General features: G+C 59.3%; 22 protein-coding genes. 9 read left to right on the top strand and 13 right to left on the bottom strand.

Annotated features, from left to right (window positions below):
- The 7 genes from RDL77_RS18240 to rpsF all read right to left on the bottom strand — a co-directional run.
- Positions 1–936 (bottom strand): alanine racemase (locus RDL77_RS18240; protein WP_288194114.1); only part of this gene is annotated, 936 nt, incomplete at its 3' end.
- 4 nt (positions 937–940) lie between these two features.
- Positions 941–2440 carry a replicative DNA helicase gene (locus RDL77_RS18235; RefSeq protein ID WP_223611248.1) on the bottom strand — a complete coding sequence of 500 codons (1500 nt, stop codon included), beginning with the start codon at positions 2438–2440 and terminating at the stop codon, positions 941–943.
- Between the two features lie 305 nt (positions 2441–2745).
- A complete protein-coding gene (locus RDL77_RS18230; protein ID WP_288194112.1) occupies positions 2746–4026 on the bottom strand; it encodes a cyclopropane-fatty-acyl-phospholipid synthase family protein in 1281 nt (426 codons plus the stop codon).
- Positions 4027–4217: 191 nt separating this feature from the next.
- On the bottom strand, positions 4218–4787 hold the full coding sequence (gene rplI, locus RDL77_RS18225) for a 50S ribosomal protein L9 (RefSeq protein WP_288194111.1): 570 nt from the start codon (positions 4785–4787) through the stop codon (positions 4218–4220).
- Between the two features lie 19 nt (positions 4788–4806).
- Entirely contained in the window at positions 4807–5781 is a 975-nt protein-coding gene (locus RDL77_RS18220) for a DUF2232 domain-containing protein (RefSeq protein ID WP_288194110.1), read from the bottom strand.
- Positions 5782–5940: 159 nt separating this feature from the next.
- Positions 5941–6189 carry a 30S ribosomal protein S18 gene (rpsR, locus tag RDL77_RS18215; RefSeq protein WP_027229803.1) on the bottom strand — a complete coding sequence of 83 codons (249 nt, stop codon included), beginning with the start codon at positions 6187–6189 and terminating at the stop codon, positions 5941–5943.
- Positions 6189–6614 carry a 30S ribosomal protein S6 gene (gene rpsF / locus RDL77_RS18210; RefSeq protein WP_105735802.1) on the bottom strand — a complete coding sequence of 142 codons (426 nt, stop codon included), beginning with the start codon at positions 6612–6614 and terminating at the stop codon, positions 6189–6191. The genes rpsR and rpsF overlap by 1 nt, the downstream gene beginning before the upstream one ends.
- Before the next feature lie 852 nt (positions 6615–7466).
- On the opposite strand from rpsF, the gene fabD reads away from it, so the two are divergent.
- The 8 genes from fabD (at position 7467) to gmk (ending at position 16629) form a co-directional block, all read left to right on the top strand.
- Positions 7467–8411, top strand: a complete 945-nt coding sequence (gene fabD, locus RDL77_RS18205) for an ACP S-malonyltransferase (protein WP_288194106.1) — start codon at positions 7467–7469, stop codon at positions 8409–8411.
- A gap of 17 nt (positions 8412–8428) precedes the next feature.
- Positions 8429–9166, top strand: a complete 738-nt coding sequence (fabG, locus tag RDL77_RS18200) for a 3-oxoacyl-[acyl-carrier-protein] reductase (RefSeq protein ID WP_288194104.1) — start codon at positions 8429–8431, stop codon at positions 9164–9166.
- 120 nt (positions 9167–9286) lie between these two features.
- The gene (locus tag RDL77_RS18195; protein WP_288194103.1) at positions 9287–11773 is read left to right on the top strand and encodes a glycoside hydrolase family 3 protein; all 2487 of its coding nucleotides are present in this window, start codon (positions 9287–9289) and stop codon (positions 11771–11773) included.
- A gap of 319 nt (positions 11774–12092) precedes the next feature.
- Entirely contained in the window at positions 12093–12329 is a 237-nt protein-coding gene (locus tag RDL77_RS18190) for an acyl carrier protein (protein ID WP_008128530.1), read from the top strand.
- A gap of 114 nt (positions 12330–12443) precedes the next feature.
- Positions 12444–13706 (top strand): beta-ketoacyl-ACP synthase II, encoded by a 1263-nt coding sequence (gene fabF, locus RDL77_RS18185; protein WP_223611243.1) that lies wholly within the window; start codon positions 12444–12446, stop codon positions 13704–13706.
- Between the two features lie 94 nt (positions 13707–13800).
- Positions 13801–15027: an endolytic transglycosylase MltG gene (gene mltG, locus RDL77_RS18180; protein WP_223611242.1), complete on the top strand. Its 1227-nt coding sequence runs from the start codon at positions 13801–13803 to the stop codon at positions 15025–15027.
- Positions 15028–15082: 55 nt separating this feature from the next.
- Positions 15083–15970: a YicC/YloC family endoribonuclease gene (locus RDL77_RS18175; RefSeq protein WP_288194099.1), complete on the top strand. Its 888-nt coding sequence runs from the start codon at positions 15083–15085 to the stop codon at positions 15968–15970.
- Positions 15971–16011: 41 nt separating this feature from the next.
- Positions 16012–16629 carry a guanylate kinase gene (gene gmk, locus RDL77_RS18170; protein WP_223612360.1) on the top strand — a complete coding sequence of 206 codons (618 nt, stop codon included), beginning with the start codon at positions 16012–16014 and terminating at the stop codon, positions 16627–16629.
- A gap of 201 nt (positions 16630–16830) precedes the next feature.
- On the opposite strand, the gene rsmA is transcribed toward gmk, so the two are convergent.
- From rsmA to RDL77_RS18140, 6 genes are all read right to left on the bottom strand, one after another.
- Positions 16831–17652, bottom strand: a complete 822-nt coding sequence (gene rsmA / locus RDL77_RS18165) for a 16S rRNA (adenine(1518)-N(6)/adenine(1519)-N(6))-dimethyltransferase RsmA (RefSeq protein WP_288194098.1) — start codon at positions 17650–17652, stop codon at positions 16831–16833.
- Positions 17649–18674, bottom strand: coding sequence for a 4-hydroxythreonine-4-phosphate dehydrogenase PdxA (gene pdxA, locus RDL77_RS18160; RefSeq protein ID WP_288194097.1), 1026 nt, complete (start codon positions 18672–18674; stop codon positions 17649–17651). Before pdxA ends, rsmA begins: the two co-directional genes overlap by 4 nt.
- Positions 18675–18689: 15 nt before the next feature.
- Complete coding sequence (locus RDL77_RS18155) at positions 18690–19637, bottom strand: peptidylprolyl isomerase (RefSeq protein WP_288194096.1); 948 nt, start codon at positions 19635–19637, stop codon at positions 18690–18692.
- A 155-nt stretch (positions 19638–19792) separates the two neighbouring features.
- Complete coding sequence (locus RDL77_RS18150; protein ID WP_288194095.1) at positions 19793–22138, bottom strand: LPS-assembly protein LptD; 2346 nt, start codon at positions 22136–22138, stop codon at positions 19793–19795.
- A gap of 1 nt (position 22139) precedes the next feature.
- A complete protein-coding gene (gene lptG / locus RDL77_RS18145) occupies positions 22140–23228 on the bottom strand; it encodes an LPS export ABC transporter permease LptG (protein ID WP_223611236.1) in 1089 nt (362 codons plus the stop codon).
- Positions 23225–24436 (bottom strand): LptF/LptG family permease, encoded by a 1212-nt coding sequence (locus tag RDL77_RS18140; protein ID WP_223611235.1) that lies wholly within the window; start codon positions 24434–24436, stop codon positions 23225–23227. Before RDL77_RS18140 ends, lptG begins: the two co-directional genes overlap by 4 nt.
- 269 nt (positions 24437–24705) lie before the next feature.
- On the opposite strand from RDL77_RS18140, the gene RDL77_RS18135 reads away from it, so the two are divergent.
- Positions 24706–26202: a leucyl aminopeptidase gene (locus RDL77_RS18135; protein WP_288194094.1), complete on the top strand. Its 1497-nt coding sequence runs from the start codon at positions 24706–24708 to the stop codon at positions 26200–26202.
- Positions 26203–26215 lie beyond the last annotated feature (13 nt).

The following is a 26215-nucleotide window of genomic DNA, read 5'->3' as shown; positions in this document are numbered from 1 at the left end:
AACACAGCCTCCGCCGCCCTGGGGCACGACGCTGCGCGGGGGCGGGCCGCTGCCCGACAGCGGGCGCAGATAGCCGTCGGCGTAGCCGGTCGAGCAGATGGCAATCCGGGTGTCGCGTTCCAAGAGCGCGGTGGCGCCGTAACCAGACGTCTCGCCCTTGGGGCTAGTGCGGATCTGCACGATGCGCGCTTCCAGCGTCACCACGGGGCGCATGGGATTGGCGACGCCGGCCAGCGCCTCGCCGCCATACATGGCAATGCCCGGACGGCTCAGGTCGCCGCCATTGCTGATCGTGTGAAAAATGCCGGAGGAATTGGACGCGCTTGATTCAATGCCTGCAAAAGCGGTGCGAAGCGTTTGAAATGACTCGATCTGCTGCCGGGTGAGACGATGGCCGGGTTCATCGCCTGTCGCCAGATGCGTCATCACCAGCACCGGCATTTCGCGGCCAGCGGCAGCAAAGTCGAGTGCTTCGGCCATGGTCAGTCCCAGCCGGTTCATGCCGGTATCCACGTGCAGGGCATAGGGTAGCGTCAATCCGCTCGCGGCATTGGCGCGGCTCCACAGGCCGATTTCGTGCAGCGAGCCGAGGACGGGGATCAGTCCGGACGTTTCGAACACCGGGCGCGCGTCGGCAAACAGGCCGTTCAGAACGAAAACCCGTGCATCCGGCGCGGCGGCCTTGACCCGCAGGCCTTCCTCGACCAGCGCCACGAAGAATGTCCGGCAGCCGGCGTCGCGCAGGACAGGCACGACATGATCGATGCCGAGCCCGTAGGCGTCGGCCTTGACGACGGCGCTCGCCTGCGCCGGTTTCGATTTTTCCGCAAGGAACGTCCAGTTGGCCACGAGCGCATCGAGATCGATGGTAAGCCGCCCGCCCGCAAGACGGGGATCGGCGCCTGCGGTGGTGACGTGAGGTTTTGTGCTGTTCAATTGATTACTCGAAGCGTTCTGGCAGGTGTGAATCTTCCGCAAGGTCGGTGAACCGGGTGAATTCCGCCTGGAAGGCCAGCTTCACCGTGCCCGTCGGGCCGTGACGCTGCTTGGCGATGATGACTTCCGCCTTGCCCATGGCCTCCTTGAGGTCGGCCTGCCATTTGAAATGCTCCTCGGTGCCTTCCTTCGGCTCCTTGTTCTTGATGTAGTATTCGTCGCGATAGACGAAGATCACAACGTCGGCGTCCTGCTCGATCGACCCGGATTCGCGCAGGTCGGAGAGCTGCGGCCGCTTGTCTTCGCGGCTTTCCACCTGACGGGAGAGCTGTGACAGCGCGATGATCGGCGTGTTGAGTTCCTTGCCGAGTGCTTTCAGGCCCGTGGTGATTTCGGTGATTTCCTGAACGCGGTTTTCCGAAGCCTTTTTGGACGAGCCCTGCATCAGCTGGATATAGTCGATGACCAGAACGTCGAGGCCGCGCTGGCGCTTCAAACGCCGGGCACGGGCGGCCAGCTGCGCAATGGAAATACCACCGGTCTGGTCGATATAGAGCGGCACCTTCTGCATGTGCTGCGAGCAGGCGACGAGCTTTTCGAATTCGGCCTCGTTGATTTCACCGCGGCGGATTTTCGATGAACTGATCTCCGACTGCTCGGAAATGATACGCGTCGCCAGCTGTTCCGACGACATTTCGAGCGAGAAGAAGCCGACAACGCCGCCATTCTTGGCCTTGATCGTTCCGTCCGCCAGCTGCTCGGACTCGTAAGCCGCCGCGATATTGAAGGCGATGTTGGTGGCAAGCGAGGTCTTGCCCATGCCGGGTCGTCCTGCAAGCACGATCAGATCCGACGGCTGCAGGCCGCCCATGCGGTTGTCGAGCGCATGAATGCCGGTTGAAACGCCGGACAGGTGACCATCGCGCATGAAGGCGGCGTTGGCCATGTCGACAGCGGTTTTCACCGCATCGGTAAAGGTCTGGAAGCCGCCATCGTAGCGGCCGGTTTCCGCCAGTTCGAACAGGCGGCGCTCGGCATCCTCGATCTGGCCCTGCGGCGCCACGTCCACCGGCGCGTCATAGGCGATATTGACCATGTCCTCGCCGATGGTGATCAGCGCGCGGCGCGTGGCAAGATCGTAGATGGCGCGGCCGTAGTCCTCGGCATTGATGATGGTCACGGCTTCGGCGGCAAGGCGCGCCAGATACTGCATCACCGTCATCTCGCCGACTTTTTCCTCCACGGGCAGGAAGGTCTTCAGCGTCACGGGATTGGCCATCTTGCCCATGCGGATCATGTCCGACGACACGTCGAAAATCTTGCGGTGCAGCGGTTCGTAGAAATGCACCGGCTTGAGGAAGTCGGAGACCCGGTAAAACGCATCATTGTTGATGAGAATGGCCCCGAGGAGCGCCTGTTCGGCCTCGATATTGTTCGGCGCCTCGCGGTAGAGCTTGTCCGCGTTTTCCCGTACCTCGATGAATTTGCGTGCTGCCTCAGCCATGGTATTTTTTCCCGTTCGAATTAACTATGGCCTGCGCCGCGAATCCTAGGCAATGCAGGTAACAACCTTAGACCCCGCTATCCACAGAGGGGAAAAAGATTGGCCACGTCTCTTGCGCGATTCGCATTTGCTGATTCTAGGCTATTCGGCAGCCCGTGGGGAGGCTTAAGCGCGTTCTCCTGCCGATGTCCACCGCGTACTTGCCAGAATGCGCGATCACGATGCGAAAACCGGGCGCGATTCATGCTCTGGCCCGCCGCGATCAGCACAATCACGGCGGGCCAATGGGTTTGCGGCGGCGGGCGTCAGCGTCCGGCAGCCGATTCCCGGTTGTCGACCTGGGTATTGGCGCAGCTGCGCTCGCTTTCCAGCCGCTTCAGGCGCTTTTCTTCCTTCTCGATATAGGTGCGCGTCAGCGGCACCGATTCCTGCCGGTGCGCCAGCTGGATCTGGAACACCATCAGGTTCTGCCAGCGGAAGGCCGATTCCGACGCGGCGAGATAGAATTCCCACATGCGGCAGAAGCGCTCGTCATAGATCGCCTTGGCCTTGTCGCGGTTCGCCATGAACCGCTCGCGCCAGATGCGCAGTGTGTCGGCATAGTGCAACCGCAGGATTTCGATGTCGGTGATGACCAGCCCCGCCTTTTCGATCTGCGGAAGCACTTCCGAGAGCGCGGGGATATAGCCGCCCGGAAAGATGTACTTCTGGATGAACGCATTGGTATAGGACGGCCCGTCCGACCGTCCGATCGAATGCAGGAGGAAAACCCCGTCCTTCTTCAACAGCCGCGCCGTATGCTGGAAATACTCGGCGAAATGCCCGACGCCGACATGCTCGAACATGCCGACGGAGACAATCCGGTCGAAACTGTCGTCGATGGTCCGGTAGTCGCGCAGGTCGAAGCGAGCCTGTGTCGACAGGCCCTCGTCGATGGCCCGCTTGTTGGCGATGCCATGCTGTTCGTGCGAGAGCGTGACGCCCAGCACATTGGCATCGAGATGACGGGCGAGGTAAAGCCCGAGACCGCCCCAGCCGCAGCCGATATCGAGGGTCTTGTGGCCCTTTTCGACCAGAAGCTTGGCCGCGATATGCCGTTTCTTCGCCAGTTGCGCCTCTTCGAGGGTCGCGTCTGGATGCTCGAAATAGGCGCAGGAATACTGCATGTCCGGGTCGAGAAACAGGCGGTAGAGCTCTTCCGACAGGTCGTAGTGCCGCTGCACATTGCTGGATGAACGGGTGAGATTGTTCATCTGGTGCAGGCGGCGGGTGGCACGGCGAATGCCCTCCAGCGCCAGCATCCATGGCTCGCGTGCCGCGGTGGCGCCGGTGTTTTCAAAGATGATCTTCAGGACGTCGTAGATATCGCCGTCGAGAACATCGAGTTCGCCGTTCATATAGGCTTCGGCGAAATGCAGGGAGGGATCGAAGGCAATCCGCCGTTCGGCCGCAGCCGTGTTGATGCGGAAGTGGATCGGATCTCCGGTCCCGTCACCAAAGGTGCGCTTCTGGCCGGATGAGTCAGTAATCGAAAGTGTACCAGTGTGGATGAGCCGCGAAAGCGCAGCCCTAAGAATGGCATTCATGAACAATCTCCATCATTGACGATAGAGCTCGGCCATTATGAGGCTCGGGATTGAGCCAAGGTCGGGCGTGGGTAGGATAAACAAATTTACCCGTTTTTTTGATTCTGCAAAGCAAAAAAACACCCGGCATCTCTGCCGGGTGTTTCATGGTAGAGCAAACACCACTCCTGCGAGCGGTTTTTGCTTTGAAATCAGGCGTTTTCTTCGCCTTCTTCGTCTTCGTCGAAGAATTCGTCGGAAAGCGGTGCTTCTTCAATGCCATAGATCGCTTCGGCGGAGGTGAGGTCTTCACCCTTTACCTGACGCTCGGCTTCATCGGCCGTACGGGCAATGTTGATCGTAACGGTTGCTTCAACTTCCGGATGCAGAACCAGAACGATCTTGTGCAGGCCGATCGTCTTGATTGGCGTGTTCAGTTCAACCTGGTTGCGGTTGATCGAGAAACCTTCCGCCGTGATCAGGTCGGCAATGTCGCGGGTCGTTACTGAACCGTAGAGCTGACCGGTTTCACCGGCGGAGCGGACTGCAACGAATGTCTTGCCGTCGAGCTTGTCGGCGATTGCCTGGGCTTCGGTCTTGCGCTCGAGGTTGCGGGCTTCGAGCTGGGCGCGCTGGCCTTCGAACTTCTTCTTGTTGGCTTCGTTGGCACGAAGCGCCTTGCCCTGCGGCAGAAGGAAGTTGCGGGCAAAGCCGTCCTTTACCTTGACTGTTTCACCCATCTGGCCGAGGCGGCTGATGCGTTCGAGAAGAATGACTTCCATGTGAGTTTTCCTTTCAAGTTCAATTGTCGTTATTGGGTGGGGTATCGGTATTCACAGCCTTCGAAACCGGCGCGTTGCGCGATGTGTCAAACAGACCGGCGAGAAGGAAGACGAGAAGCGCAAAAACAAAGAGAAACACGGCGAGATAGGCAAACCACAGGGCAAACGGTCGCCAGGTGGCGCCGCGCGTGCGGGCATGCAGCATGCCGAAGCCGGCCAGGACGAACCCGGCGCCGAGGGCACCGGCAACCGCCGTTGCCGCGTAGCCGGGACCGCCCGGCAGGAACGCAGCGGCGCAGGCGACGGCAAACACGACAAGCGCCGGGCGCGGCATGCGCAGGGCACGCGGCCAGTCGTCCCGCGGGCGGCGCAGCTTGCCCGAGGCAGCCGTCAGGCGCAGGGCGATGTAGAGATTGGCGATGATGATGCACAGCCACGCGGCGGGCTGCAGGGCCGGCAGGACGCGCACGACGAACTGCGCCATGCTCTGCGTCAGGTCGGCATTGGCCGCCAGTTCCGGATTGCTCACGGCCAGCTGCTGGGTCAGCGACTGCGCCAGCTGGCGGGCAAAGTCTTCGCTGAAGCCGATCATGACGCCGATGACGATGAAGCCGGCGGCGACAACAAGCGCCAGCCGCAGCAATGTATCGGCGAGGGGATACCAGACATAGACGTCCTTCGGTCCGCCAATCTCGGCGGCCGGACGGGCAAGGCCGGTGAAATAGGCGCCGACGGCGGCGGGCAGGGCGGTGATGAGCACGACGACGATGGCGGCCGTCGGGGCGGCGATGACGGACACGGCAACAGCTACGGTAAGCGCGGCGATGAAGCCGCAGGCCGTGCCCCAGCCCAGCGCCGCGACAAAAATCGGCAGCGGCGAAAACAGCAGCAATATCATGGCAAGGCTGGAATTCACGATAACACCGGTCGTCAGCAGCGCAGCCGCAAGGCCCGCCAGCACACCAATGCCGATATCTGTTCCAGTCAGTTTCATGTCACTCGCTGTCCTGCTTGTTGAAGCAGTTAGAGGTGGTTTTTCAACCGATCCCTCAACTTGGGTTTTCTAGTATGCCTGACCACGCCCATCGCGGAAGGCTTTATTGCCCCGCAGGGCAGAAGGCGGCGGGACGAAATCCTGCCGCCTCCGAGTGTCTTACTTCACAACGTATGGCAGCAGGCCGAGGAAACGGGCGCGCTTGATCGCCTGGGCGAGTTCGCGCTGCTTCTTCTGGCTGACAGCTGTGATACGGGAAGGAACGATCTTGCCACGCTCGGAAATATAGCGCGACAGGAGCTTGATGTCCTTGTAGTCGATCTTCGGCGCATTGGCACCCGAGAACGGGCAGGTCTTGCGGCGGCGATGGAACGGACGGCGGGTCGGGATCTGATTGATATCAACCATTATTCTGCTCCTTCACCGGCTTCGTTGTCACGCGGGCGGCGTGGACGGCGCGGACGATCGTCATCACGGCCACCGAACTTGTCGTCGCGTTCGCGGCGATCGTCACGGCGTGCAAGCATGGCCGACTGGCCTTCTTCGTGCTCTTCAACGCGAATGGTCATGAAGCGCAGAACGTCTTCATTGATGCGCTGCTGGCGCTCAACTTCGGCAACGGCGGCTGCCGGAGCATCGATGTTGAGAAGCGAGTAATACGCCTTGCGGTTCTTGTTGATGCGATAGGTCAGGGCGCGGAGGCCCCAGCTTTCAATACGCCCGACTTTGCCGCCATTGGCCTCGATGATACCCTTGTACTGTTCTACAAGCGCATCGACCTGCTGCTGCGAAATGTCCTGTCGAGCAAGGAACACATGTTCATAAAGAGCCATTGTCTTTGCCTTTCTTCGTTAATATTGCCCGGAATCAACGGTAAACCTCTGCGAATCTCTCTGCCGGGTGACCGGGGAAGAAAGGACGCTGATGGAGACGATCGAGAGCGGAGACACGGGAGGCTGAAGCTTTTACGCTTCCACGGATCGAAATCCGGCCCTCCGTTCAGCCCCCAGCTGACGCCGAGCAATGAACGGGCGGCTTATACGGGCAAATGGCAAGAGACGCAACCCGCCATGGACGTTTTATATTGCAACGCGACATGCCGGGCGGTTTATGGGGATTTGTAACGCGTGGTGCGTGGTTCGACAAGCTCACCATGAGGGAGGCCGGTGATTGCAGCCCATCCAGTTCCCTCATGGTGAGCTTGTCGAACCACGCACCGCTGTTTTGCCACCCCAAATAAAAAACACACCAACTTATCCAACACGTCCCGTCCTCGCTTATTCTTCTCGTGTCCTTTCCGGCGGGAATGCTTCCGGAAACCTTCGCAAGTCGGGAAAGGATCGGCGCTTCGGCTTCACAGGGAGGAAAACCTGTGCGGCCGGGGAGGTTTGCCTCAATGGTTGCGCATTGGGTAAAACCCTCAAAAACGCCGGAGCGGGTGGTCCCCAGGATCGCAAGCATAGCATACCACATACCCCAAGACCCGCGTTCCAGGGACCGCCCGTCTTTCCCTCCTTCAACAGCCAGACGCGAAAGCGGGCGTGGCGCTGAAAACCCGTTATTCCGCCTATTATAATGTGCATGTGCGGCCGCTAGGGCGCATGAAAGCTTGACTTCGGGCTTGCCGATAGGCACATCGCGCGGCAGATTGACGACGATCAAGCAGAAATCCGGAGGCACGCCCCATGTCCATAGCATTCACCTTCCCCGGTCAGGGCAGTCAGGCCGTCGGCATGGGCAAGGCATTGGCCGACAATTTTGCCGAAGCCAGGGCGGTGTTCGACGAGGTCGACGATGCGCTTGGTGAAAAGCTCTCCGCCATCATCTGGGACGGCCCGGAAGAAACCCTGACACTGACCGCCAATGCGCAGCCGGCCCTGATGGCGGTGTCCATCGCCGTCATCCGCGTGCTGGAAGCGCGCGGCATATCGATCAGGGACAAGGTCGCCTATGTCGCCGGTCATTCGCTCGGCGAATATTCGGCGCTGTGCGCTGCCGGAACATTCTCGCTCGCCGATACGGCGCGGCTCCTGCGCATCCGCGGCAATGCCATGCAGCAGGCGGTTCCCGCCGGAGCCGGCGCGATGGCCGCCATTATCGGGCTTGAGCACGAGGTTGTCGCCGCTGTCTGCGCCGATGCCGCGCTCGAAGGCCCGGTGCAGATCGCCAATGACAATGGCGGCGGCCAGATCGTCATTTCCGGCTCGAAGGCGCCGGTCGAGGCGGCCGCGGCGCTGGCGACGGAACGGGGCGCCAAGCGCGCCATCATGCTGCCGGTCTCCGCACCTTTCCATTCCGCGCTGATGGCACCGGCCGCCGATGCCATGCGCGAGGCGCTGGCAAATGTGGCCAAGCACGATCCTGTCGTGCCGCTGATCGCCAATGTGCGCGCGGCTCCGGTGACGTCGGCCGATGTGATCGCGGCGTTGCTGGTCGAGCAGGTGACGGGCCAGGTCCGCTGGCGCGAAACGGTCGAATGGTTCGGCGCCAATGGCGTAACGACACTCTACGAGATTGGTGCGGGCAAGGTTTTGACCGGCCTTGCGCGCCGCATCAACAAGGACATTTCCGGTGTCGCCGTCGGCGCGCCGGATGATATTGACGCGGCCGTTGCCGCGCTGAACGTGTGAACGGAAGGGATTGAGCAATGTTTGACCTGACAGGCCGCAAGGCTCTCATAACCGGCGCCAGCGGCGGTATCGGCGAATCCATTGCCCGGGCGCTGCATGCGCAGGGCGCCATTGTCGGCCTGCATGGCACGCGCGTCGAAAAACTCGAGGCGCTGGCAAACGAGCTTGGCGAACGGGTCAAGATTTTCCCGGCCAACCTGTCGAACCGTGATGAAGTGAAAGCGCTGGGCGAAAAGGCCGAAGCTGATCTCGAAGGCGTCGAAATTCTCGTCAACAATGCCGGCATCACCAAGGACGGCCTGTTCGTGCGCATGAGCGATGCCGATTGGGACAATGTGCTGGAGGTCACCCTGACCGCCGTGTTCCGCCTGACCCGCGAACTGACCCATCCGATGATGCGCCGCCGCTATGGCCGCATCATCAACATCACCTCGGTTGTCGGCGTGACCGGCAATCCGGGCCAGACCAACTATGTCGCGTCCAAGGCCGGCCTTATCGGTTTTTCCAAGGCGCTCGCGGCTGAGATCGCCAGCCGCAACGTCACGGTCAATTGCGTTGCGCCCGGTTTCATCGAATCGGCCATGACGGACAAGCTGAACGACAAGCAGAAGGAAGGCATCATGTCCGCCATCCCGATGCGCCGCATGGGGACAGGCGAAGAGGTGGCATCCTCCGTGGTCTATCTCGCCAGCAACGAGGCTTCCTACGTCACCGGCCAGACGATCCACGTCAACGGCGGCATGGCGATGATCTGAGCCAGGTCAGGCCAGCCAGTATTCCAAAGCCCCGGGCGGAAACGTCCGGGGTTTTGTTTTTCACGGCACCAGGGTCCTGACCCTGAAGGGCCTGACCCTAGACTATTGTAGAATTGATCTTTGCCCGAATTATTTCGACCATCAAAACAATTATACCAAGAACATTTCGAGGAGGAAATTGTTTTGAAAAAATCCCTGTTGAACGCTTTCGTTTTATCTCTCATTCCGATTTTCACGTCCGCCTGCAACAACGACGAAAAATCAGCAAGCGCTGGTACGGGAACCTATTCGGCCGGCGCGACGGCTGAAGGCAGCCAAAACACCGCTGTTCCGGAGATCATGCAACCTCCCGCAGGGGGCGGTGAGCCTAAGCCGAACAATGCGGATGCCCGGAAAGCAGACACAGGCAGCGACGAACAGCGTGCAGTTGACCCTGCCGATGTTCGTGCCGCCAATCTCGTTGCGCAAATGTCGCTCGATGAGAAGCTGCAATTCATCCGCACGGATCACAAAAATATGGGTGAAACCGGCGGGGGCGGGGCTGGGCACATTCCGGGGCTGCCACGACTCAATATTCCGGAGCTGACGATAGTCGACTCATCGACGGGCTCGGGCGCGACAAAGTTCGCCAGCACGACTTTCCCGGCAACGCTTGCTGTTGCGGCAAGTTGGGATGAAAAACTTTCTTATGATTACGGTGTTGAAATCGCCAAACAACTGCGCGCGCAGGGTTATGGCATGGGGTTGGGTGGCGGCGCCAACATGGTCCGCGATCCACGTTCGGGTCGCATGTTTGAATATCTGGGAGAGGATCCGGTCCTTGCAGGCAAGCTTTTGGCATGGCGTACAAAAGGCACCCAGAGCCAGCAGGTAATTGCAACGATCAAACATATGGTGGGTGATGAACAGGAGGCTTATCGCACGACAGGCAGCAGCGCGATCGGCGAACGCACGCTGCGAGAGATTTACATGCTGCCCTTCGAGATTGCCGTTCGGGAGGCCGAGCCGGGCAACGTCATGTGCTCATACAACAAGCTCAGACTTGATAAATATCCCGCTGATATATTTGCTTGCCAGCATTATCACACGTTGACAGAAATTCTCAAGAATGAGTGGGGGTTCAAGGGGCAGGTTCAGACTGATTGGAAAGCCATACATTCTACCGCTGACGCGATCAATGCTGGTGTCGATGAGGAAGAGGATTATCTGGCGGCTGAGTGGTTTCTTCCCGCTAAAGTGAAGCCGCTTCTGAATGACGGAATCATCTCCATATCCCGTCTGGATGATATGGTACGGCGCAAGCTGCGAACGATGATTAAGGTCGGTGTTATGGACAATCCGCCAGTCGATAACAAAGTCAAAGACTTTGAACCAAAAATCGATTTCGAAAGCGGTGCAGCAGTCGCGCAAAGAGTGGCTGAAGAATCGATCGTTCTGCTTAAAAATCAGCAATTAGACCAGCCAGCCAGTGCCGCACCCAATACACACCTCCTGCCATTGAACGCAGTGAAACTGAGAAAGATCGCGGTTATTGGCGCCCATGCCGATGACGCAGTCTTGTCAGGTGGTGGTTCTGGAAGTACCAGGCACCCAGTTTGGGGCAGTTACGACACGTGCGGGGACGTGAAACTACATGAAGGACGTTCAGGATGCTTCTGGTGGCCTGTTCCGTGGGCGCTGGTACGAACGTCGATCGTTCGGGCAATCAAGGATGCCGCACCGAATACTGAAGTACGTTATGGCGGACACGACGACCGTCTACAGCCGTTTCGTCCCTACACGGCACAAGAAATAGATGCTGCCGTCGAGCTGGCGAAAACATCAGACGTGGCAATTGTCGTTGTCGATCAGCCCTCAGGTGAGGGAGTGACGTCGCTCTCGCTCAGTTTGAGCGTTGTTCGCGATGGCAAAGACAAACCCAGCAATCAAGACGACTTGGTAACGAAGGTAGCCGCTGTCAATAAAAACACGATCGTCATTATCGAAAGTGGAAATCCTATCCTGATGCCTTGGATCGAAGATGTGGCAGCTGTTGTGGAAGCTTGGTATCCTGGTGAAAACGGCGGACCGGCTATTGCGAATATCTTGTTCGGCAAGATCAACCCTTCAGGAAAACTGCCGATTACCTTTCCGAAAAAGGAAACTGACACCCCGACAGGTGGTGGAAGCTGGCCTGAAAATCCGGTTTATTCCGAAAGACTTGAGGTCGGGTACCGCTGGTACGATGCGAAAAGCGTAGCGCCGTTGTTTGAATTCGGCTTTGGTCTGTCTTACACCAGTTTTTCGTATTCGGATTTGCGGGTGGACACGGACGGCACGGACGGCACGAAAACAGTATCCTTTTCCGTTGAAAATACCGGTACGGTTTCCGGAAAAGAGGTGCCGCAAGTCTATATTCAGTTTCCTTCAACGGCAGAGGAGCCACCTAAACGGCTTGTCGGTTGGGAAAAAGTGGATCTGAAGTCTGGTGAAAAGAAAAAAGTGACTGTTAAAATTCTGCCTCGAATGCAGAGCATCTGGGATACTGACAAGGAAACATGGAAACTGGTGCCGCCCAGCAAAATTATGGTGGGTGCTTCATCCCGCCAGATCAAACTGGAGCTTTGAACGGGAAGAACCACCGGTCAAGTCCGCTGGTCGCCTGCTTGTGTCGACAGAACCATCCCGCCCGGCTGCACCTTTGCGCCGGGCGTTTACGTCGCAATCACATTTATGCGATTGAGACCGTGAATAAAGCGTGATAAGTCGCGCACCAAGTCAGGGTGTCAAATCGATTTGATGCCTTTTCCATTCCGTGAGGAAGAAGTGGCTGGGATGAGGGGTTTTAGCTGTTAAACAAGGCTGACCTGCCATCTTATTGCTTGATTAGAGTCATCCGTGCCGCTAACCAAGGCATGGAGAAAAACAAACAGGTTGAGGTTTCCACATGAGTGATACTGCAGAACGCGTCAAGAAAATCGTTATTGAACATCTGGGCGTTGATGCCGAGAAAGTCACCGATGGTGCGAGCTTCATCGACGATCTGGGCGCAGACAGCCTTGATACTGTCGAGCTCGTGATGGCTTTCGAAGAAGAATTCGGCGTTGAAATTCCTGATGATGCTGCCGAGACAATTCTGACAGTCGGCGATGCCGTCAAGTTCATCGATAAAGCACAAGCCTGATTTTCATTCGGCCCGGCAGCGCAGGAATTTTGACAGGCGGCAGATTGCCTTTGTCGGAACCTGCGCAGGGCCCTTGGAAAATATCATGCTGAATATGACATTGAAGGATCGGCCATGAGGCGCGTTGTCATAACCGGCCTTGGGCTGGTTTCTCCTCTTGCATCCGGTGTTGAGCACACATGGTCCCGCCTCCTGGCTGGCCAGAGCGGTGCGCGGCGGGTCACAGAGTTTGAAGTTGAAGATCTGCCTTGCAAGATTGCCTGCCGCATTCCAGTCGGCGATGGCTCCGATGGCACATTCAATCCGGACGATTGGATGGAACCGAAGGAACAGCGCAAGGTTGATCCCTTTATCATTTATGCCATGGCTGCCGCTGACCAGGCGCTTGCCGATGCCAAATGGGCACCGGAAAGCGACGAGGACCAGATCGCCACGGGTGTTCTCATCGGTTCGGGTATCGGCGGTCTCGAGGGCATTGTCGAAGCCGGCTATACGCTGCGCGACAAGGGTCCACGCCGCATTTCGCCGTTCTTCATTCCCGGACGTCTGATCAATCTGGCTTCCGGCCAGGTCTCCATCAAGCACAAGCTGCGCGGCCCGAACCATTCGGTTGTCACCGCCTGCTCGACCGGCGCGCATGCGATCGGCGATGCATCGCGTCTCATCGCCTTCGGTGATGCCGATGTGATGGTTGCCGGTGGAACGGAATCACCCGTCAGCCGCATCTCGCTGGCCGGCTTTGCCGCCTGCAAGGCCTTGTCCACGGCCCGCAACGATGATCCGACAGCGGCCTCGCGTCCCTACGACGATGACCGCGATGGTTTCGTCATGGGCGAAGGTGCCGGTATCGTCGTGCTGGAAGAGCTGGAACATGCGCTGGCCCGCGGGGCGAAGATTTACGCCGAGGTTATCGGCTACGGCCTGTCCGGCGATGCCTACCACATCACCGCTCCGTCCGAGAGCGGCGAGGGTGCGCAGCGCTCCATGGAAATGGCGCTGAAGCGCGCAGGCATTACCCCGGATCAGGTCGACTACATCAATTCGCACGGCACATCGACGATGGCCGATACGATTGAGCTGGCGGCCGTTGAACGTGTTCTGGGCGATGCCGCTCCGAAAGTGTCGATGTCGTCGACAAAGTCTTCCATCGGCCATCTCCTGGGTGCAGCCGGTTCGACCGAAGCCATCTTCTGTGCGCTGGCCATTCGCGACAATGTCGCTCCGGCCACGCTCAATCTGCACAAGCCATCGGTCGAGACAAAGATCGATCTGGTCCCGCACAAGCCGCGGCATCGCACCGTCGATGTGGCTCTTTCCAATTCCTTTGGTTTTGGCGGTACCAACGCTTCGCTGGTTTTGCGGCGTTATCAACAGTGATTGAAGCAGTGGCGGAAGCGTTTTCGCGCTTTCGCCATATTCGCAATCAAAATAATACCGGTTCCAACCGGAAAAACATGCTCGAGGTGCCCGTGTGAGCTCAGATCAGCAGTCTGAAGAGACGAACGGTTCAGCCGCCGCCAGCGCGCCGGAGCGCAATCCGATTGTCCCGCAGTCGGCATCCGAGGCCCTGCGCCCCGAACCGGGCACGCCGCCGCCCGCACCCCGGCGCCGCTCGCGCCGGGCGCGCAGCCAGATCGTTGTCTTCGCCAATTTCATGCTGTCGCTCGTGGTGCTTCTGGTGATTGCCGCCGCTGCCGCGGTCTATTTCGGCAAGGTCGCCTTCAACGAACCCGGCCCGACGGAAGTCACCACCAATTATGTCGTCAAGAACGGCAGCGGCATCGTCGAAATCGCCGATGGCCTCGAACGCCGCGGCATCATCACCGATGGCCGCGTGTTCAAATATGGCGTTCAGGCCTATGGCTTTCAGCGTGACATGAAGGCCGGCGAGTACGAGATCAAGGCGCACGCCTCGATGCGTGACATCATGGACCTTCTGCGCAGCGGCAAGTCTGTCCTGCATTCGCTGACCGTTCCCGAAGGCCTGACCGTCGACCAGATTCTGCAGCGTGTCAGCGAGGACGATGCGCTGGTGGGAGCATTGCCGGCGGTCGTTCCGGCGGAAGGCACGCTGTTCGCCAACACGCAGCGCTTCTCCCGCGGCATGACGCGCGAGGAAATCATCAAGAAGATGCAGGCCGACCAGAAGAAACTGGTCGAGGATATCTGGGCGCGCCGCGACCAGAGCATTCCGCTCAAGACCATCGAGGAATTCGTCACGCTGGCGTCCATCGTCGAGAAGGAGACCGGCAAGGCCGATGAGCGTCCGCGCGTCGCCGCCGTGTTCATCAACCGCCTGAACAAGCGGATGCGCCTGCAGTCCGATCCGACGATCATCTATGGCCTGTTCGGCGGCAAGGGCAAGCCGGCCGACCGCCCGATCCTGAAATCGGATCTGGAGAAGCCGACGCCCTACAACACCTATACGATCAATGGCCTGCCGCCCGGTCCGATTGCCAATCCGGGTCGCGATGCGCTGGAAGCGGTTGCGCATCCCTCGCAGACCAAGGACCTCTACTTCGTGGCTGATGGAACCGGCGGGCATGTCTTCGCCGAAACGCTGGATGACCACAACGACAATGTGAAGCGCTGGCGCACCGTCGAGAAGAACCGTGTCGACGAGGCTGCCAAGGCCGCCACCGGCGACAAGAATGCCAAGCCGTCTGCGGCGGACGACAGCGCGCCGACACAGGAATAATATCGGAAGGCCTGGTTTCGATCAGGCCTTTGTCCTTTCGGACTTTGGGGGAAAAATGTCATTGCAAAGCATGACGGGTTTTGCCCGTCACCTCCGGAACAGCGCCGGGGCGCAGATTTCATGGGAAATCAAATCGGTGAACGGCAAGGGGCTCGATGTGCGGTTCCGGCTGCCCGCGGGGTTCGAAGCCGTGGAGCAGAAGGCGCGCGCGCTGTTCAGCCAGCATTTCAAGCGTGGCAATTTCCAGGCGGCCCTGACCGTTGACCGCAGCGCCGGCGATGCCAGGGCGCTCATCAACGAACCGCTGCTGAGGGAATTGGCAGGGATCGCCGCCCAGCTGCGTGCGGACTTCGGTCTGGCACCGTCCACCCCGGAAGGCCTGATGGCGCTGCGCGGCGTTCTGGAAGCGCCGCAGGACGTGTTGACGGATGAAGACCAGGCCGAGATCGAAGCGGCCGTGCTGGCGGTCCTCGACGAGACGCTGGTGCAGCTTGCGCGCAACCGCGAGACCGAGGGCAAGGCGCTCGGCGATATACTGAGCACCCAGATCGATGCGGTGGAACGGCTGACCGGGGAGGCGCGGCGCGATCCGAGCCGGACGCTCGACGCCGTCCGGTCGAGATTGGCGGCACAGGTTGCACTGCTGCTCGATGCATCTCCGGCTCTCGATGAAGCGCGGCTGCACATGGAGGCGGCGTTTCTCGCCACCAAGGCCGATATCCAGGAAGAGCTGGACCGTCTGGAGATGCATGTGGCCGCCGCCCGCACGCTGCTGCGCGATGGCAACGGTGTTGGGCGCAAGCTGGATTTTCTGACACAGGAATTTAACCGCGAGGCGAATACACTCTGCTCCAAGTCCAATGCGGCCTCCATCACGTCGATTGGACTTGACCTCAAGGCGGTTGTGGATCAATTGCGCGAGCAAATACAGAATCTGGAGTAAACATGCTCAACGCCTCAAACAGCATCAAGCGCCGCGGCCTCATGCTGGTGCTGTCGTCGCCATCGGGTGCCGGCAAGTCGACCATTGCCCGTCTGCTGCTCAACGACAAGGAAAAGCTGGAACTGTCCCTGTCGATCAGCGTCACCACCCGTCCGCGCCGCGCCAGCGAGATCGACGGCGTGCATTATCATTTTATTTCGGTGCGCGAATTCGAGCGCCTGCGCGACAGCGATGAACTGATCGAATGGGCCGAGGTGCATGGCAATTTCTATGGCACGCCGCGTGAGGCGGCGGAAAACGCCCTTGCCGACGGGCAGGATATGCTGTTCGACATCGACTGGCAGGGCGCGCTGCAGTTGCAGGACAAGATGAAGGGCGATGTCGTCAGCATCTTCATTCTGCCGCCGTCCATGGCCGACCTGAAGCTGCGGCTGCACCGCCGCGCCGAAGACACGAAAGAAGTCATCGACATGCGCCTGCACAATGCGCGCAACGAGATCGAACGCTGGCGTTCCTATGATTACGTCATCGTCAACAAGGATCTGGACCGTGCCTATCACGAGGTCCAGTCCATCGTGACGGCCGAACGCCTGCGCCGGGACCGGTGTCCCGGCCTGTTCGATTTCGTCAGTGCTCTGTTGGATGAAAAGCTAGATTGACGGTGCAGGTCATCTGATATCTGCAGGAACATTGTGCGTGGTTCGACAAGCTCACCATGAGGGAGAGTGAGGATTGCAGGGAGCTTTATTCTGCAATGTTTCCGGCTAACCCTGCAGCCCACCCATCTCCCTCATGGTGAGCTTGTCGAACCACGCACAATGGTTATGCAAGATTTACCAACGTTTTCCCCTAACCCACACCTAAACCGCGTTGGCCAGCGCTACAAACTCATCAATGGACAGTGTTTCGGCGCGGCGTGTGGGATCAATCCCGACTTTGGCCAGCAGCGCTTCACCGCCGAGTGGCTTGATGCTCTGGCGCAGCATCTTGCGGCGCTGGCCGAAGGCCGCCTGCGTGACACGGCCGAGCATGGTCGCATCGCAGGCCAGCGGGCTTGCGCGCGGAACAAGGTGGACCACCGAGGACGTCACCTTCGGTGGCGGGGTAAAGGCCTGAGGCGGCACGTCGAAGGTTATTTTTGCCTCCGTGCGCCAGCCCGCCAGCACGCCGAGGCGGCCATAGGCATCAGAGGCCGGCTTTGCCACGATGCGCTCGGCCACTTCGCGCTGGAACATCAGCGTCAGCGAGGCATAGAAGGGCGGCCACGGCTCGCTCAAGAGCCAGCCGATCAACAGCTGCGTGCCGACATTGTAGGGCAGGTTGGCGACGATCTTGACCGTGCCGTCCCCCGCCAGCGCCTTGAAATCCGTCTCCAGCGCATCGCCTGATATGACTTGCAGGCGGCCGGGATAATGATCGGAAATTTCCTGCAGTGCCGCCAGGCAGCGCTCGTCGCGTTCAATGGCAATCACATGGGCACCCTGCGCCAGCAGGGCGCGGGTCAGGCCGCCGGGGCCAGGGCCGACCTCGATGACGGTCTGTCCCTTGAGATCGCCGGCCTGCCGCGCGATCTTGGCGGTCAGGTTGAGATCGAGCAGGAAATTCTGGCCGAGGGATTTTTTGGCCATCAGCTCGTGCCGGTCGATCACATCGCGCAGAGGGGGGAGGCTGTCGATGCTCATGCGGCGTTGTTTTCCGGGCTGGAGCGATGGGAGGCGAGTTCACCCGCCAGGCGCAATGCGGCGATGAAGCTGTCCGGCTTGGCCTTGCCCGATCCGGCGATATCGAATGCCGTGCCGTGGTCGGGCGAGGTGCGCACGAAGGGCAGGCCGAGCGTTACGTTCACGCTGTCGTCGAAGCCCAGCGTCTTGGCCGGGATGAGCGCCTGGTCGTGATACATGCAGATCGCCGCGTCATAGCTGGCACGCGCCGCCGCGTGGAACATCGTGTCGGCCGGCAGCGGCCCGCGTGCATCGATGCCCTCATTGCGCAGGATTTCAACCGCCGGGCGGACGATCTCTTCGTCTTCCAGGCCCATGGCGCCGCCTTCGCCCGCATGCGGATTGAGCCCGGCAATGGCAAGGCGCGGATTGGCGATGCCGAACTGGCTTTTCAGCGCCTGCGCCGTGATGCGTGAAATGGTGACGATCCGGGCGGTATCCAGCACTTCGGGAACACGGGCAAGGGCAATGTGGATGGTCACGGGAACCGCGCGCAGCAGGGGCCCTGCCAGCATCATGACGGGTGTGACCTCGCGGCCGAGCTGTTCACTGGCCAGATGCGCCAGGAATTCCGTATGGCCGGGAAAGCGGAACCCCGCCTCATAGAGCGGCTTCTTGGCGATGGGGCAGGTGACAACGGCACTGGCACGGCCGGAAAGCGTGTATTCGACTGCGCGCTCGATCGCCTCGATCGTTCCGGCGGCATTTTCGGCGAGCGGAATGCCGGGGCGGTCGATTTGCCGGTTTTGCAGGGGAACAACCGGCAAAGCCCGCCCGAAAACCCTGTCGGCATCTTCCGGCGTGGTGATTTCGATGGGGCAATCCATGCCGAGCCGTGCCGCACGTGCGGCGATGAGCTTTTCGTCGCCAAGCAGAAAAAACGCAGGCAGACGCATCGACGCGCGCAATGCCCATGCGGCAAGCGCTATGTCAGGTCCGATTCCGGAGGGATCACCGGAGCTTACGGCGAGGATGCTGCTCATGGGAAGGCAATACCATCATCGATTGACGATGGATGCCTTTTTCCGGAGATCATCGAGATATTGCTTGTTGACCGCTTCCGCCGTGGCATCGGGCTTCTGGTTGGCCGCTGCCGCTTCCTGCGAGAAAACAAGGCGGGCGACGCGATCATCGGAAAGCTGGCGCGTTGCGCAGACACCGAGGAATTCGACGCCCTTGTCGGTGTCGAGCGTGGTGGTCGCGTGCCCGGCGGAGGTGGCGGTGACCTGCTTCGACCATTCCGGCGGCAGTTCCTGTTCGACGAAACGGCCGAGATCGCGGACGGTCACGTCCAGTATGCCCTTGGCCATATCGCGCGTTGAGTCACAGCCATTGAACTTGGCGCGCAGCGCATTGGCCTCGTTGCGGCGCTTGGCGATGTTGCCGCGATCGGCGGCCGGAACAACGAAAATGACCTGCTGCAATGTGAATTCGGTCGAGACGGGCTTCTTGCCGCCGTCCTTCAGCATACGCTGCACGGCATCCTGCTCGGACACGCGGCTGCCGCCCTGCGACCGGTTGCGGGTGCTGAGGGCACGGCCCCAGCCCATCTGCAGGCGGATATATTCCTTGAAATGGTCGGCAGTCACACCGGCCTTGTCGAGGACACCGGTGAGCTGGGCAAGGGTCATCTTGTTGTTGGTGGCAAAGCGCTCGAAGGCCTGATTCACTTCGGTGTCGGAAACGACGATGTTCAGCCGCCGCATTTCCTGGCGTTTCAACATGTCGTCGGTGAGTTCCTCCCGCGCCATCTGCGGCAGGTTGCCCTTCTTGTGCTGCAGCTTCAGAAAGGCCGCGCGCCGGGCAATGTCATAATCGGTAATCGGCATTCCATTGACGATTACCTTGACGTCGCTCGCTTGAGCAGGCAGCGAAATGCCGGCCGCCAGGCCCGAGCCCAAAGCGGTAACAATCGCCGCCGCAAGAATGTGCTTCCTCACCATCATGTTCCACATTATCCGATCATTATGGATCTCTTTTGACCATTTTGACAAAAATGACCGGTAAAATCCATTCCTGTGAGATTCATTTCCGTCTTATTGCCGTTTTACTAAGGCAAAAGCATGACTGGCCGCAAGGGCGGCCAGTTGAAAAGAAATAATCAAATGCCGCCAATATCGACAGGCTTGCCGAATTCCCACAGCGTACGGAAGGAAATCTGGAAACCGTACGTCGTTGTCGTGTCGCCGGCCGTACCAGTGCTGGTGATGGGCCGTTGCTGCGTATAGTACATCTGGTAGGTGAAGCACTCATCGTCATAGGCAATCGCTGCCGTACGCTTCACCAGCGTGTCATGCACGATATCGTAGGTGCCCGAGCCGAGAAGGCGCCAGTTCGGTGTCAGCTTGGCCGTGCCGCCAAGGGTGACTTCCTGCCTGTCCTCGGTGAAGCCATAGGTGGGCTGAGCGCCGATGAATGCGTATTTCCCGAAAACCGAGCCGTATTTGCCGGCGCCCGTCGCTGCGACTTCGGCACGATGAACCTCGAACGTATCCTTGTCGAAGCGGCCGCCCGTCGTCAGCGTATAGGCGCCGTAGTTGGCGCCGATCATCGCAACATAGTCGGAACGTGCTGTTTCCAGTCCCGACTCCGCGCCCGCATTGACAAAATCCTGCGAGGCAAAGGAATTCACGCCGCCAAGCTGGAACGATTGACCGGCAATGCCGTTGAGCGACAGGCCGTTGTTGAACGTGCCGGAATAGCGAATACCCAGATTGGCGCGTGTGCCGCCCTCGACGCGGTCGTAACCCGAGAACTTGTCCCGTTCGAACAGGCTTGATGCATCGAAGACGAAGCTTTGCGCATCTTCGTTCGGCATCTGGCCGGCATAGGGCTCGTTGTTGCGGATAAAGAGCTGTGCCGTCGGTTCAAGCACATGGGTTGAATTGGCTGCCGTGAACAGGATCGGGTATTTGGCTTCGAGCCCGGCGGTTGCCATGCCGCGGAAGGCCTGGTCGCGGGTGACGCCAACGGAATTCGAGTCGACATACATGCCATCGCCGCGCAGCGCGAGAATGGGTGTCAGGACAAGGCCGCTATCGGTAATGAATGTACGCTTCCACTCGACTTCGCCGGTGATGCGGCCGTCATTGCCCTTGATGCCCGAGAGATAGCCGGAGCGTGTCAGACCTGTCGACGCCGTGCCATCTTCCTTGTCGCGATACAGCGCCTGCACGTTCAAGTTGAAGTTCAACTCGCCGCCGGCAAGAGGCTGGGTGGGGATATAGGCATAGTCGAGACTTGGCAGAACCCAGGGCTGCTTGTTCTCAGACGAAGCCGAGTTTGAATCCGAGTAACCTTCCTGAACGTGAAACTTGTAGAGCCGCAGGTCAAAATAGTTTCGGTCATGCAGGCCGGTCAGGTAGATCTGGTCGGTCTTGTTGTAGTCCGCATAGCCTTCGAGGCCATAGCGATAGGCAAAGGCCTTGTCCGACTGCACCATCGCATCCCAGCCGAGGGTCCAGCGCGGGTTGATGTGAATAGCGCCTTTGGAACCGATCATGCCGCGGCCGGTATTGTCGTGGTCTTCCTGATCGTTAGTCGCGTCGAACTCACCGGGCTTCTGCTGGCTGATGCCGGCGACACGGATGCTGTACTCGCCGTTTTCCAGGCGATGGCGCCATTCCGCGTCGGCCAGGAAGCCCTGCTTCGTATAGCCGGTGCCGGTCAGGGTCAGGTCATAATTGGGTGCAAGCGCCCAGAAATAGGGAACGCTGACGCCATAGCCGAGATTCGTCTCGTATCTGTAACTCGGCATCAGGAAGCCGCTTTTGCGCTTCACGGTCGGATCGGCGATTTCAAACGCCGGCAGGAAGGCCAGGGGCATGCCGAACAGCTCGAAGCGTCCGCGTTCGAACCGGATGGTCTTGTTCTTGCCGTTCCAGACGATCTTCTGGGCGCGCACCTGCCAGAGCGGGGCCTTGCCCGGCTTGTCGCGGCAGGGCTCGCAGGCGGTATAAATACCGTTGTTGAACTTGGTGATTTCGCCGCCGATGCGTTCGGCGCTTTCCGCCGCGAAGCGCGTGTTATCCGCAGCCTCGACGCGCAGCGTGTTGACGAAACCTTCCTTGAAGTCATCGGTGACATCGAGATTTTCCGCATAGATGCGGTTGCCGTCCTTTTCGACGATCTCGACCTTGCCGACGGCCTTCAGGCGGCCGGTCTTCTGGTCATAGGTGACCTGACGGGCAACGAGGCGGTTGCCGTCATATTCGATCTTCACGCCGCCGACGGCTGAAATCGTCTTGGCATTGATATCATAGACGAGTTCATCCGATTCCAGCAGCATCTGCGCATTCGGATTCGTCTTGAAATTACCTGCGAGGGCATCATTTGTCTGGGCCAAGGCCGGGAACGAAATCCCGCCTGCAAGGCATAGCACGGCCGTCCCGCACATAAGCCGTGCGAGCCACGTCGGCAACACCGAGCGCGTTACATTCAATCCCACTCTAACCATCCTCCTTGTGCAGCAGAAAGGAGACCCCAAAAAAAGTTGCGATCAGGACCGGAGTCCAAGCGGCAACGAAAGGCGGAACGAATCCCGCATTTCCGAATGCCTTGACCACAACTGTGACGACATAAAGCACGAAGCCCGCGAGGACGCCACCCAGAATCATCGTCCCAGATTGGCCAAAGCGAACAAATTTCAGCGAAACCGTCGCGGCGATTAGGGTCATCGCCATTAAAAGGGCAGGCAAAGCCAGCAAAGACTGGAAATGCATGTCAAAAGCATTGGCTGGATAGCCAAAAGAGCGAGCTGCGGCAATTTTGTTACGCAGCTCAAAAAAAGGAATTGTCTCGGGCCGGGCCAGACTTTCTTCAACGAATTCAGGCCGAAGATGCGTTGCGATGCGGACATCGCCCGGTGAAACAGGTGTCTCGCCCAGCACGAATTTCGTCACGTCCGTCAACTGCCAGTAGCCGTCTTCCAGGTCAGCGGTTTTGGCGTCGAGACGCTCGATAATGTCCTTGTTCTTGTCCAGCCGGATGAAGGAAGCATCGACCAAACGCAACCCGCGGTTGACGATATTCTTGGCACCGATGATGGTCTCGCCTTCATCGGTTTTCTGGCGCAGCCACGGCACGCGATCGTCGGTTGTATCGTTGGTTTTTCCACTGCGCCAGGCCGCCTGAACAGCCTCGCTTTTCTCAAAGCCATAGGCGGCGAGGGGATTGACGATCAGGACGGCGAGAAGGCCGAACAAAAACGCACCGGTGCAGGCGGGCAGGAGAAACTGCCAGGCCGAGACACCGACGGAGCGTGCCACGACAAGCTCGTATTTCCGGTTGAGCGAGATCAGCGTGGTCATTGCCGAAAACAGCGCGATGAACGGAAACACCTGCTGCATGATGTAGGGAATGCGCATCACGGACAGGCCGAATGCCTGAATGGAGGAATATTCCGGCAGGGCGGCCAGCTTGCTCGACAGCTCGGTGAAATCGAGGATGAGGGCGAGCGCAAAACTTCCCATGAGGAAATAGCAGGTGATCGTCACGTAGCGGAGAAAGAAGTAACGTCCGAGTGTCCAGCCTATCATTCGTCACGCGCTCCACGTCCGGAGCGGGGATTTAGCAGCTTTGTCTTGGCACCTGCAAGGGCCGCCTGTGGTGACGAAAACCCGTTCTTGAAGAAGTCGGCCAGCTTTGCCGGCATGCCGATCTGACGATTCGTCGCCAATGCATAGATGGCCGACAGGGTAACAAGAACCGGGAAAACAAAGAGGAAGGGAATGACGCTTTCATTCTTTTCCGAAGCCTGTCCGCTGGAATAGCTGATCCAGAAGACGATCAGGCTCAACGTGATCGCCGTGAAGGAGGCCGAAATGCGCGCCTCCCGATGCGAACGCGAATCCGCGGCGGCGGCCAGCGAAATGAAGGCGAAAACGATGGGATACATCCAGTCGGTCAGCCGTTTGGCCAGCTCCGAGGTGTAGCGCAGCGGTTTCTGCTGATAGACCGTATCGTTCGGGTCCGGGTTCATCAGATAGTTCAGCGGACGATCCTTCGGGAAGATGGTGACGTCCTTGTCGTCCGATGGCAAAAATTCAGCAAGATCAAGAGCATAGGTGTTGAACTTGATGATCGACACATCGCCGGTCTTCACGTCGCGGCGGTCGATTTCGCCGTCCTTCATGACCAAAAGGCTCTGGTTGCCCTTGTCGACGACGAGGCCGTCCTTCGAATAGTAGAGGAGGTCGGTCACCGGATCGCGCGAATCGGACACGAACAGGCCCTTGATGGCGCCGTTGGCATCGCGGCTTTCAATCTGCAGATAAAGATCCTTGTCCAGCCGCTGGAACGAGCCCTGCTGCACGACGAGATTGATCACGTCGGAGCGGGCGTCGGCCAGCATCTGCCGCATGCTCATCTGCGAATACGGGGCGATGAAATTGGCGATGACGAATGAAAGACCGGCGACGACGACGGCAAAGAGCAGGACGGGCCGGATGACCGTGGAGCGCGGCGCGCCCGAGGCATTGATGACGACGAGTTCCGAATCCTGGTTCATCGTCGACAGCGTCTGCGTCACGGCAATGACCAGCGCGAACGGCATGACGACGGGAAAAGCGGCGGGAAGCAGGTTGGAGCTGAACTTCAGGATGTAGAAGAAGCTCTGGCCGCTGGTGGTCAGGAAGTTGATGCGGCCGAGGACCTGGACGATCCACGTAATGCCGACCGCTGACAGGAGGACTGCCAGAAACATGACGACGATGCGTCGCAAGATGTAATACTCAATCAGGCGCATGTCATGTTTCGCAAAAGAGTTCCGCCACCTTGTTTGTCGACTTGCCGCTCACGGATGAACGACCATTTGATGTATGCCATGCAATCCATGGCATTATTTTGCCGCACTATGGGACGAACCCGTTATATGTTCAATCTAGTCAGGCTTGGCTAAAAATAGGCGAAGAAAGCTGGTTAACAAGGTGTTAGCGCCCGATACCTATCGTTACCCACTTCATTCATCAACTTTGATGAATTAGGAAGTCACAATTTGTTCAATCTGGAGATATCATGTCCAAACGACCATCCATCAGTTTTGCAAAGTTTGCTGCCGTCGAAAACGGAACCGCAATTTTGCTTCTGGCAGCCGAAGGCAAGGCCGCGCAGGAAGCCGAATCTGTCGTCGGGCAGGCGTTGCTGTCGCGTATCATCGATGTCTCGGATTTCAAGGGAAAACTTGCAGCGAGCCTGAGCACGCTTGCACCCAGCGGCACCGAGCTTGACCGCCTGGTGCTGGTCGGCGCCGGCGATCCGGCCAAGCTGAAAGCCGATGACTGGCTGAAACTGGGCGGTTCGGCCTTCTCGAAGATCGGCAAGGCCAAGCATGTTTCCGTGGTTCTGGCGTTGCCGGGTGCGGACGTGTCGGGTGAAAATGCCGCGGATTTTGCGCTCGGCATCCTGCTGCGCGCCTATACGTTTGACAAGTACAAGACGAAGAAGGGCAGGAATGACGAGAGCCGGGACGACAAATCCTCGGCCAAGATCACCCTTCTCGTGGCCGATCCGCAGGCGGCAAAGAAGGCCTTTGCCAATGCCGAAGCCGTGGCGGAAGGCGTTATCCTGGCGCGCGACCTCGTCAATGAGCCCGCCAATATTCTCGGACCGGTTGAATTTGCCGAACGTATCGAGGAACTGAAGAAGCTCGATGTGAAGGTCGAGATTCTCGACCCCAAGGACATGAAGAAGCTGGGCATGGGCTCGCTGCTCGGTGTCGCCCAAGGGTCGGTGCGCCCGGCGCGGCTTGCGATCATGGAATGGCAGGGCGGCAAGGGCAAGGAAGCGCCCATCGCCTTCGTCGGCAAGGGCGTGGTGTTCGATTCCGGCGGTGTCTCGATCAAGCCAGCCGCCGGCATGGACGAGATGAAGGGCGACATGGGCGGCGCGGCCGCCGTCACCGGCCTCCTGCACACGCTGGCAAGCCGCAAGGCCAAGGTCAATGTGGTCGGCATCGTCGGCCTCGTTGAAAACATGGTCGACGGCAATGCCCAGCGTCCCGGCGATATCGTCACCTCCATGTCGGGCCAGACCATCGAGGTGCTCAACACCGACGCGGAAGGCCGGCTGGTGCTGGCGGATGCACTTTACTATTGCAACGAGCGTTTCCAGCCGAAATTCATGGTCAACCTCGCCACGCTGACCGGTGCGATCATGGTTGCGCTCGGCCAGTCGCATGCGGGGCTGTTCTCCAATGACGACACGCTGGCGGCGCAGCTGTTCGATGCGGGGCAGTCGACCGGTGAAAAAGTGTGGCGCATGCCGCTCGGCGCGGAATATGACAAGCTGATCGATACCAAGAACGCCGACATGAAGAACATCGGCACCCGCTTTGGCGGCGCCATCATCGCAGCGCAGTTTTTGAAGCGGTTTGTCGGGGACACGGCCTGGGCGCATCTGGATATCGCCGGTACCGCCATGGGCACGCCGGCCAGCGAGTACAACCAGTCGTGGGCGTCCGGTTTCGGCGTCCGCCTGCTTGACCGGCTGGTCCAGGACAATTTCGAAGGCTGACGAGACTGTGGTG

It is taken from the genome of uncultured Phyllobacterium sp. (genome assembly GCF_902479695.1).
GTDB classification, from domain to species: Bacteria; Pseudomonadota; Alphaproteobacteria; order Rhizobiales; family Rhizobiaceae; genus Phyllobacterium; species Phyllobacterium calauticae.
Note: the sequence above shows the minus strand (reverse complement) of the source record. Positions and strands in the feature narration are given on the sequence as shown.

Coding starts and splice junctions, on each gene's coding strand:
- gmk (WP_223612360.1), top strand. CDS start 16,012: ATGCTGGTGCTGTCGTCGCCATCGGGTGCCGGCAAGTCGACCATTGCC.
- fabG (WP_288194104.1), top strand. CDS start 8,429: ATGTTTGACCTGACAGGCCGCAAGGCTCTCATAACCGGCGCCAGCGGC.
- RDL77_RS18235 (WP_223611248.1), bottom strand. CDS start 2,440: ATGGCTGAGGCAGCACGCAAATTCATCGAGGTACGGGAAAACGCGGAC.
- RDL77_RS18190 (WP_008128530.1), top strand. CDS start 12,093: ATGAGTGATACTGCAGAACGCGTCAAGAAAATCGTTATTGAACATCTG.
- rpsF (WP_105735802.1), bottom strand. CDS start 6,614: ATGGCTCTTTATGAACATGTGTTCCTTGCTCGACAGGACATTTCGCAG.
- RDL77_RS18135 (WP_288194094.1), top strand. CDS start 24,706: ATGTCCAAACGACCATCCATCAGTTTTGCAAAGTTTGCTGCCGTCGAA.
- RDL77_RS18140 (WP_223611235.1), bottom strand. CDS start 24,436: ATGCGCCTGATTGAGTATTACATCTTGCGACGCATCGTCGTCATGTTT.
- fabD (WP_288194106.1), top strand. CDS start 7,467: ATGTCCATAGCATTCACCTTCCCCGGTCAGGGCAGTCAGGCCGTCGGC.
- fabF (WP_223611243.1), top strand. CDS start 12,444: ATGAGGCGCGTTGTCATAACCGGCCTTGGGCTGGTTTCTCCTCTTGCA.
- pdxA (WP_288194097.1), bottom strand. CDS start 18,674: ATGAGCAGCATCCTCGCCGTAAGCTCCGGTGATCCCTCCGGAATCGGA.
- rpsR (WP_027229803.1), bottom strand. CDS start 6,189: ATGGTTGATATCAATCAGATCCCGACCCGCCGTCCGTTCCATCGCCGC.
- RDL77_RS18220 (WP_288194110.1), bottom strand. CDS start 5,781: ATGAAACTGACTGGAACAGATATCGGCATTGGTGTGCTGGCGGGCCTT.
- RDL77_RS18230 (WP_288194112.1), bottom strand. CDS start 4,026: ATGAATGCCATTCTTAGGGCTGCGCTTTCGCGGCTCATCCACACTGGT.
- lptG (WP_223611236.1), bottom strand. CDS start 23,228: ATGATAGGCTGGACACTCGGACGTTACTTCTTTCTCCGCTACGTGACG.
- RDL77_RS18155 (WP_288194096.1), bottom strand. CDS start 19,637: ATGATGGTGAGGAAGCACATTCTTGCGGCGGCGATTGTTACCGCTTTG.
- RDL77_RS18175 (WP_288194099.1), top strand. CDS start 15,083: ATGTCATTGCAAAGCATGACGGGTTTTGCCCGTCACCTCCGGAACAGC.
- rplI (WP_288194111.1), bottom strand. CDS start 4,787: ATGGAAGTCATTCTTCTCGAACGCATCAGCCGCCTCGGCCAGATGGGT.
- rsmA (WP_288194098.1), bottom strand. CDS start 17,652: ATGAGCATCGACAGCCTCCCCCCTCTGCGCGATGTGATCGACCGGCAC.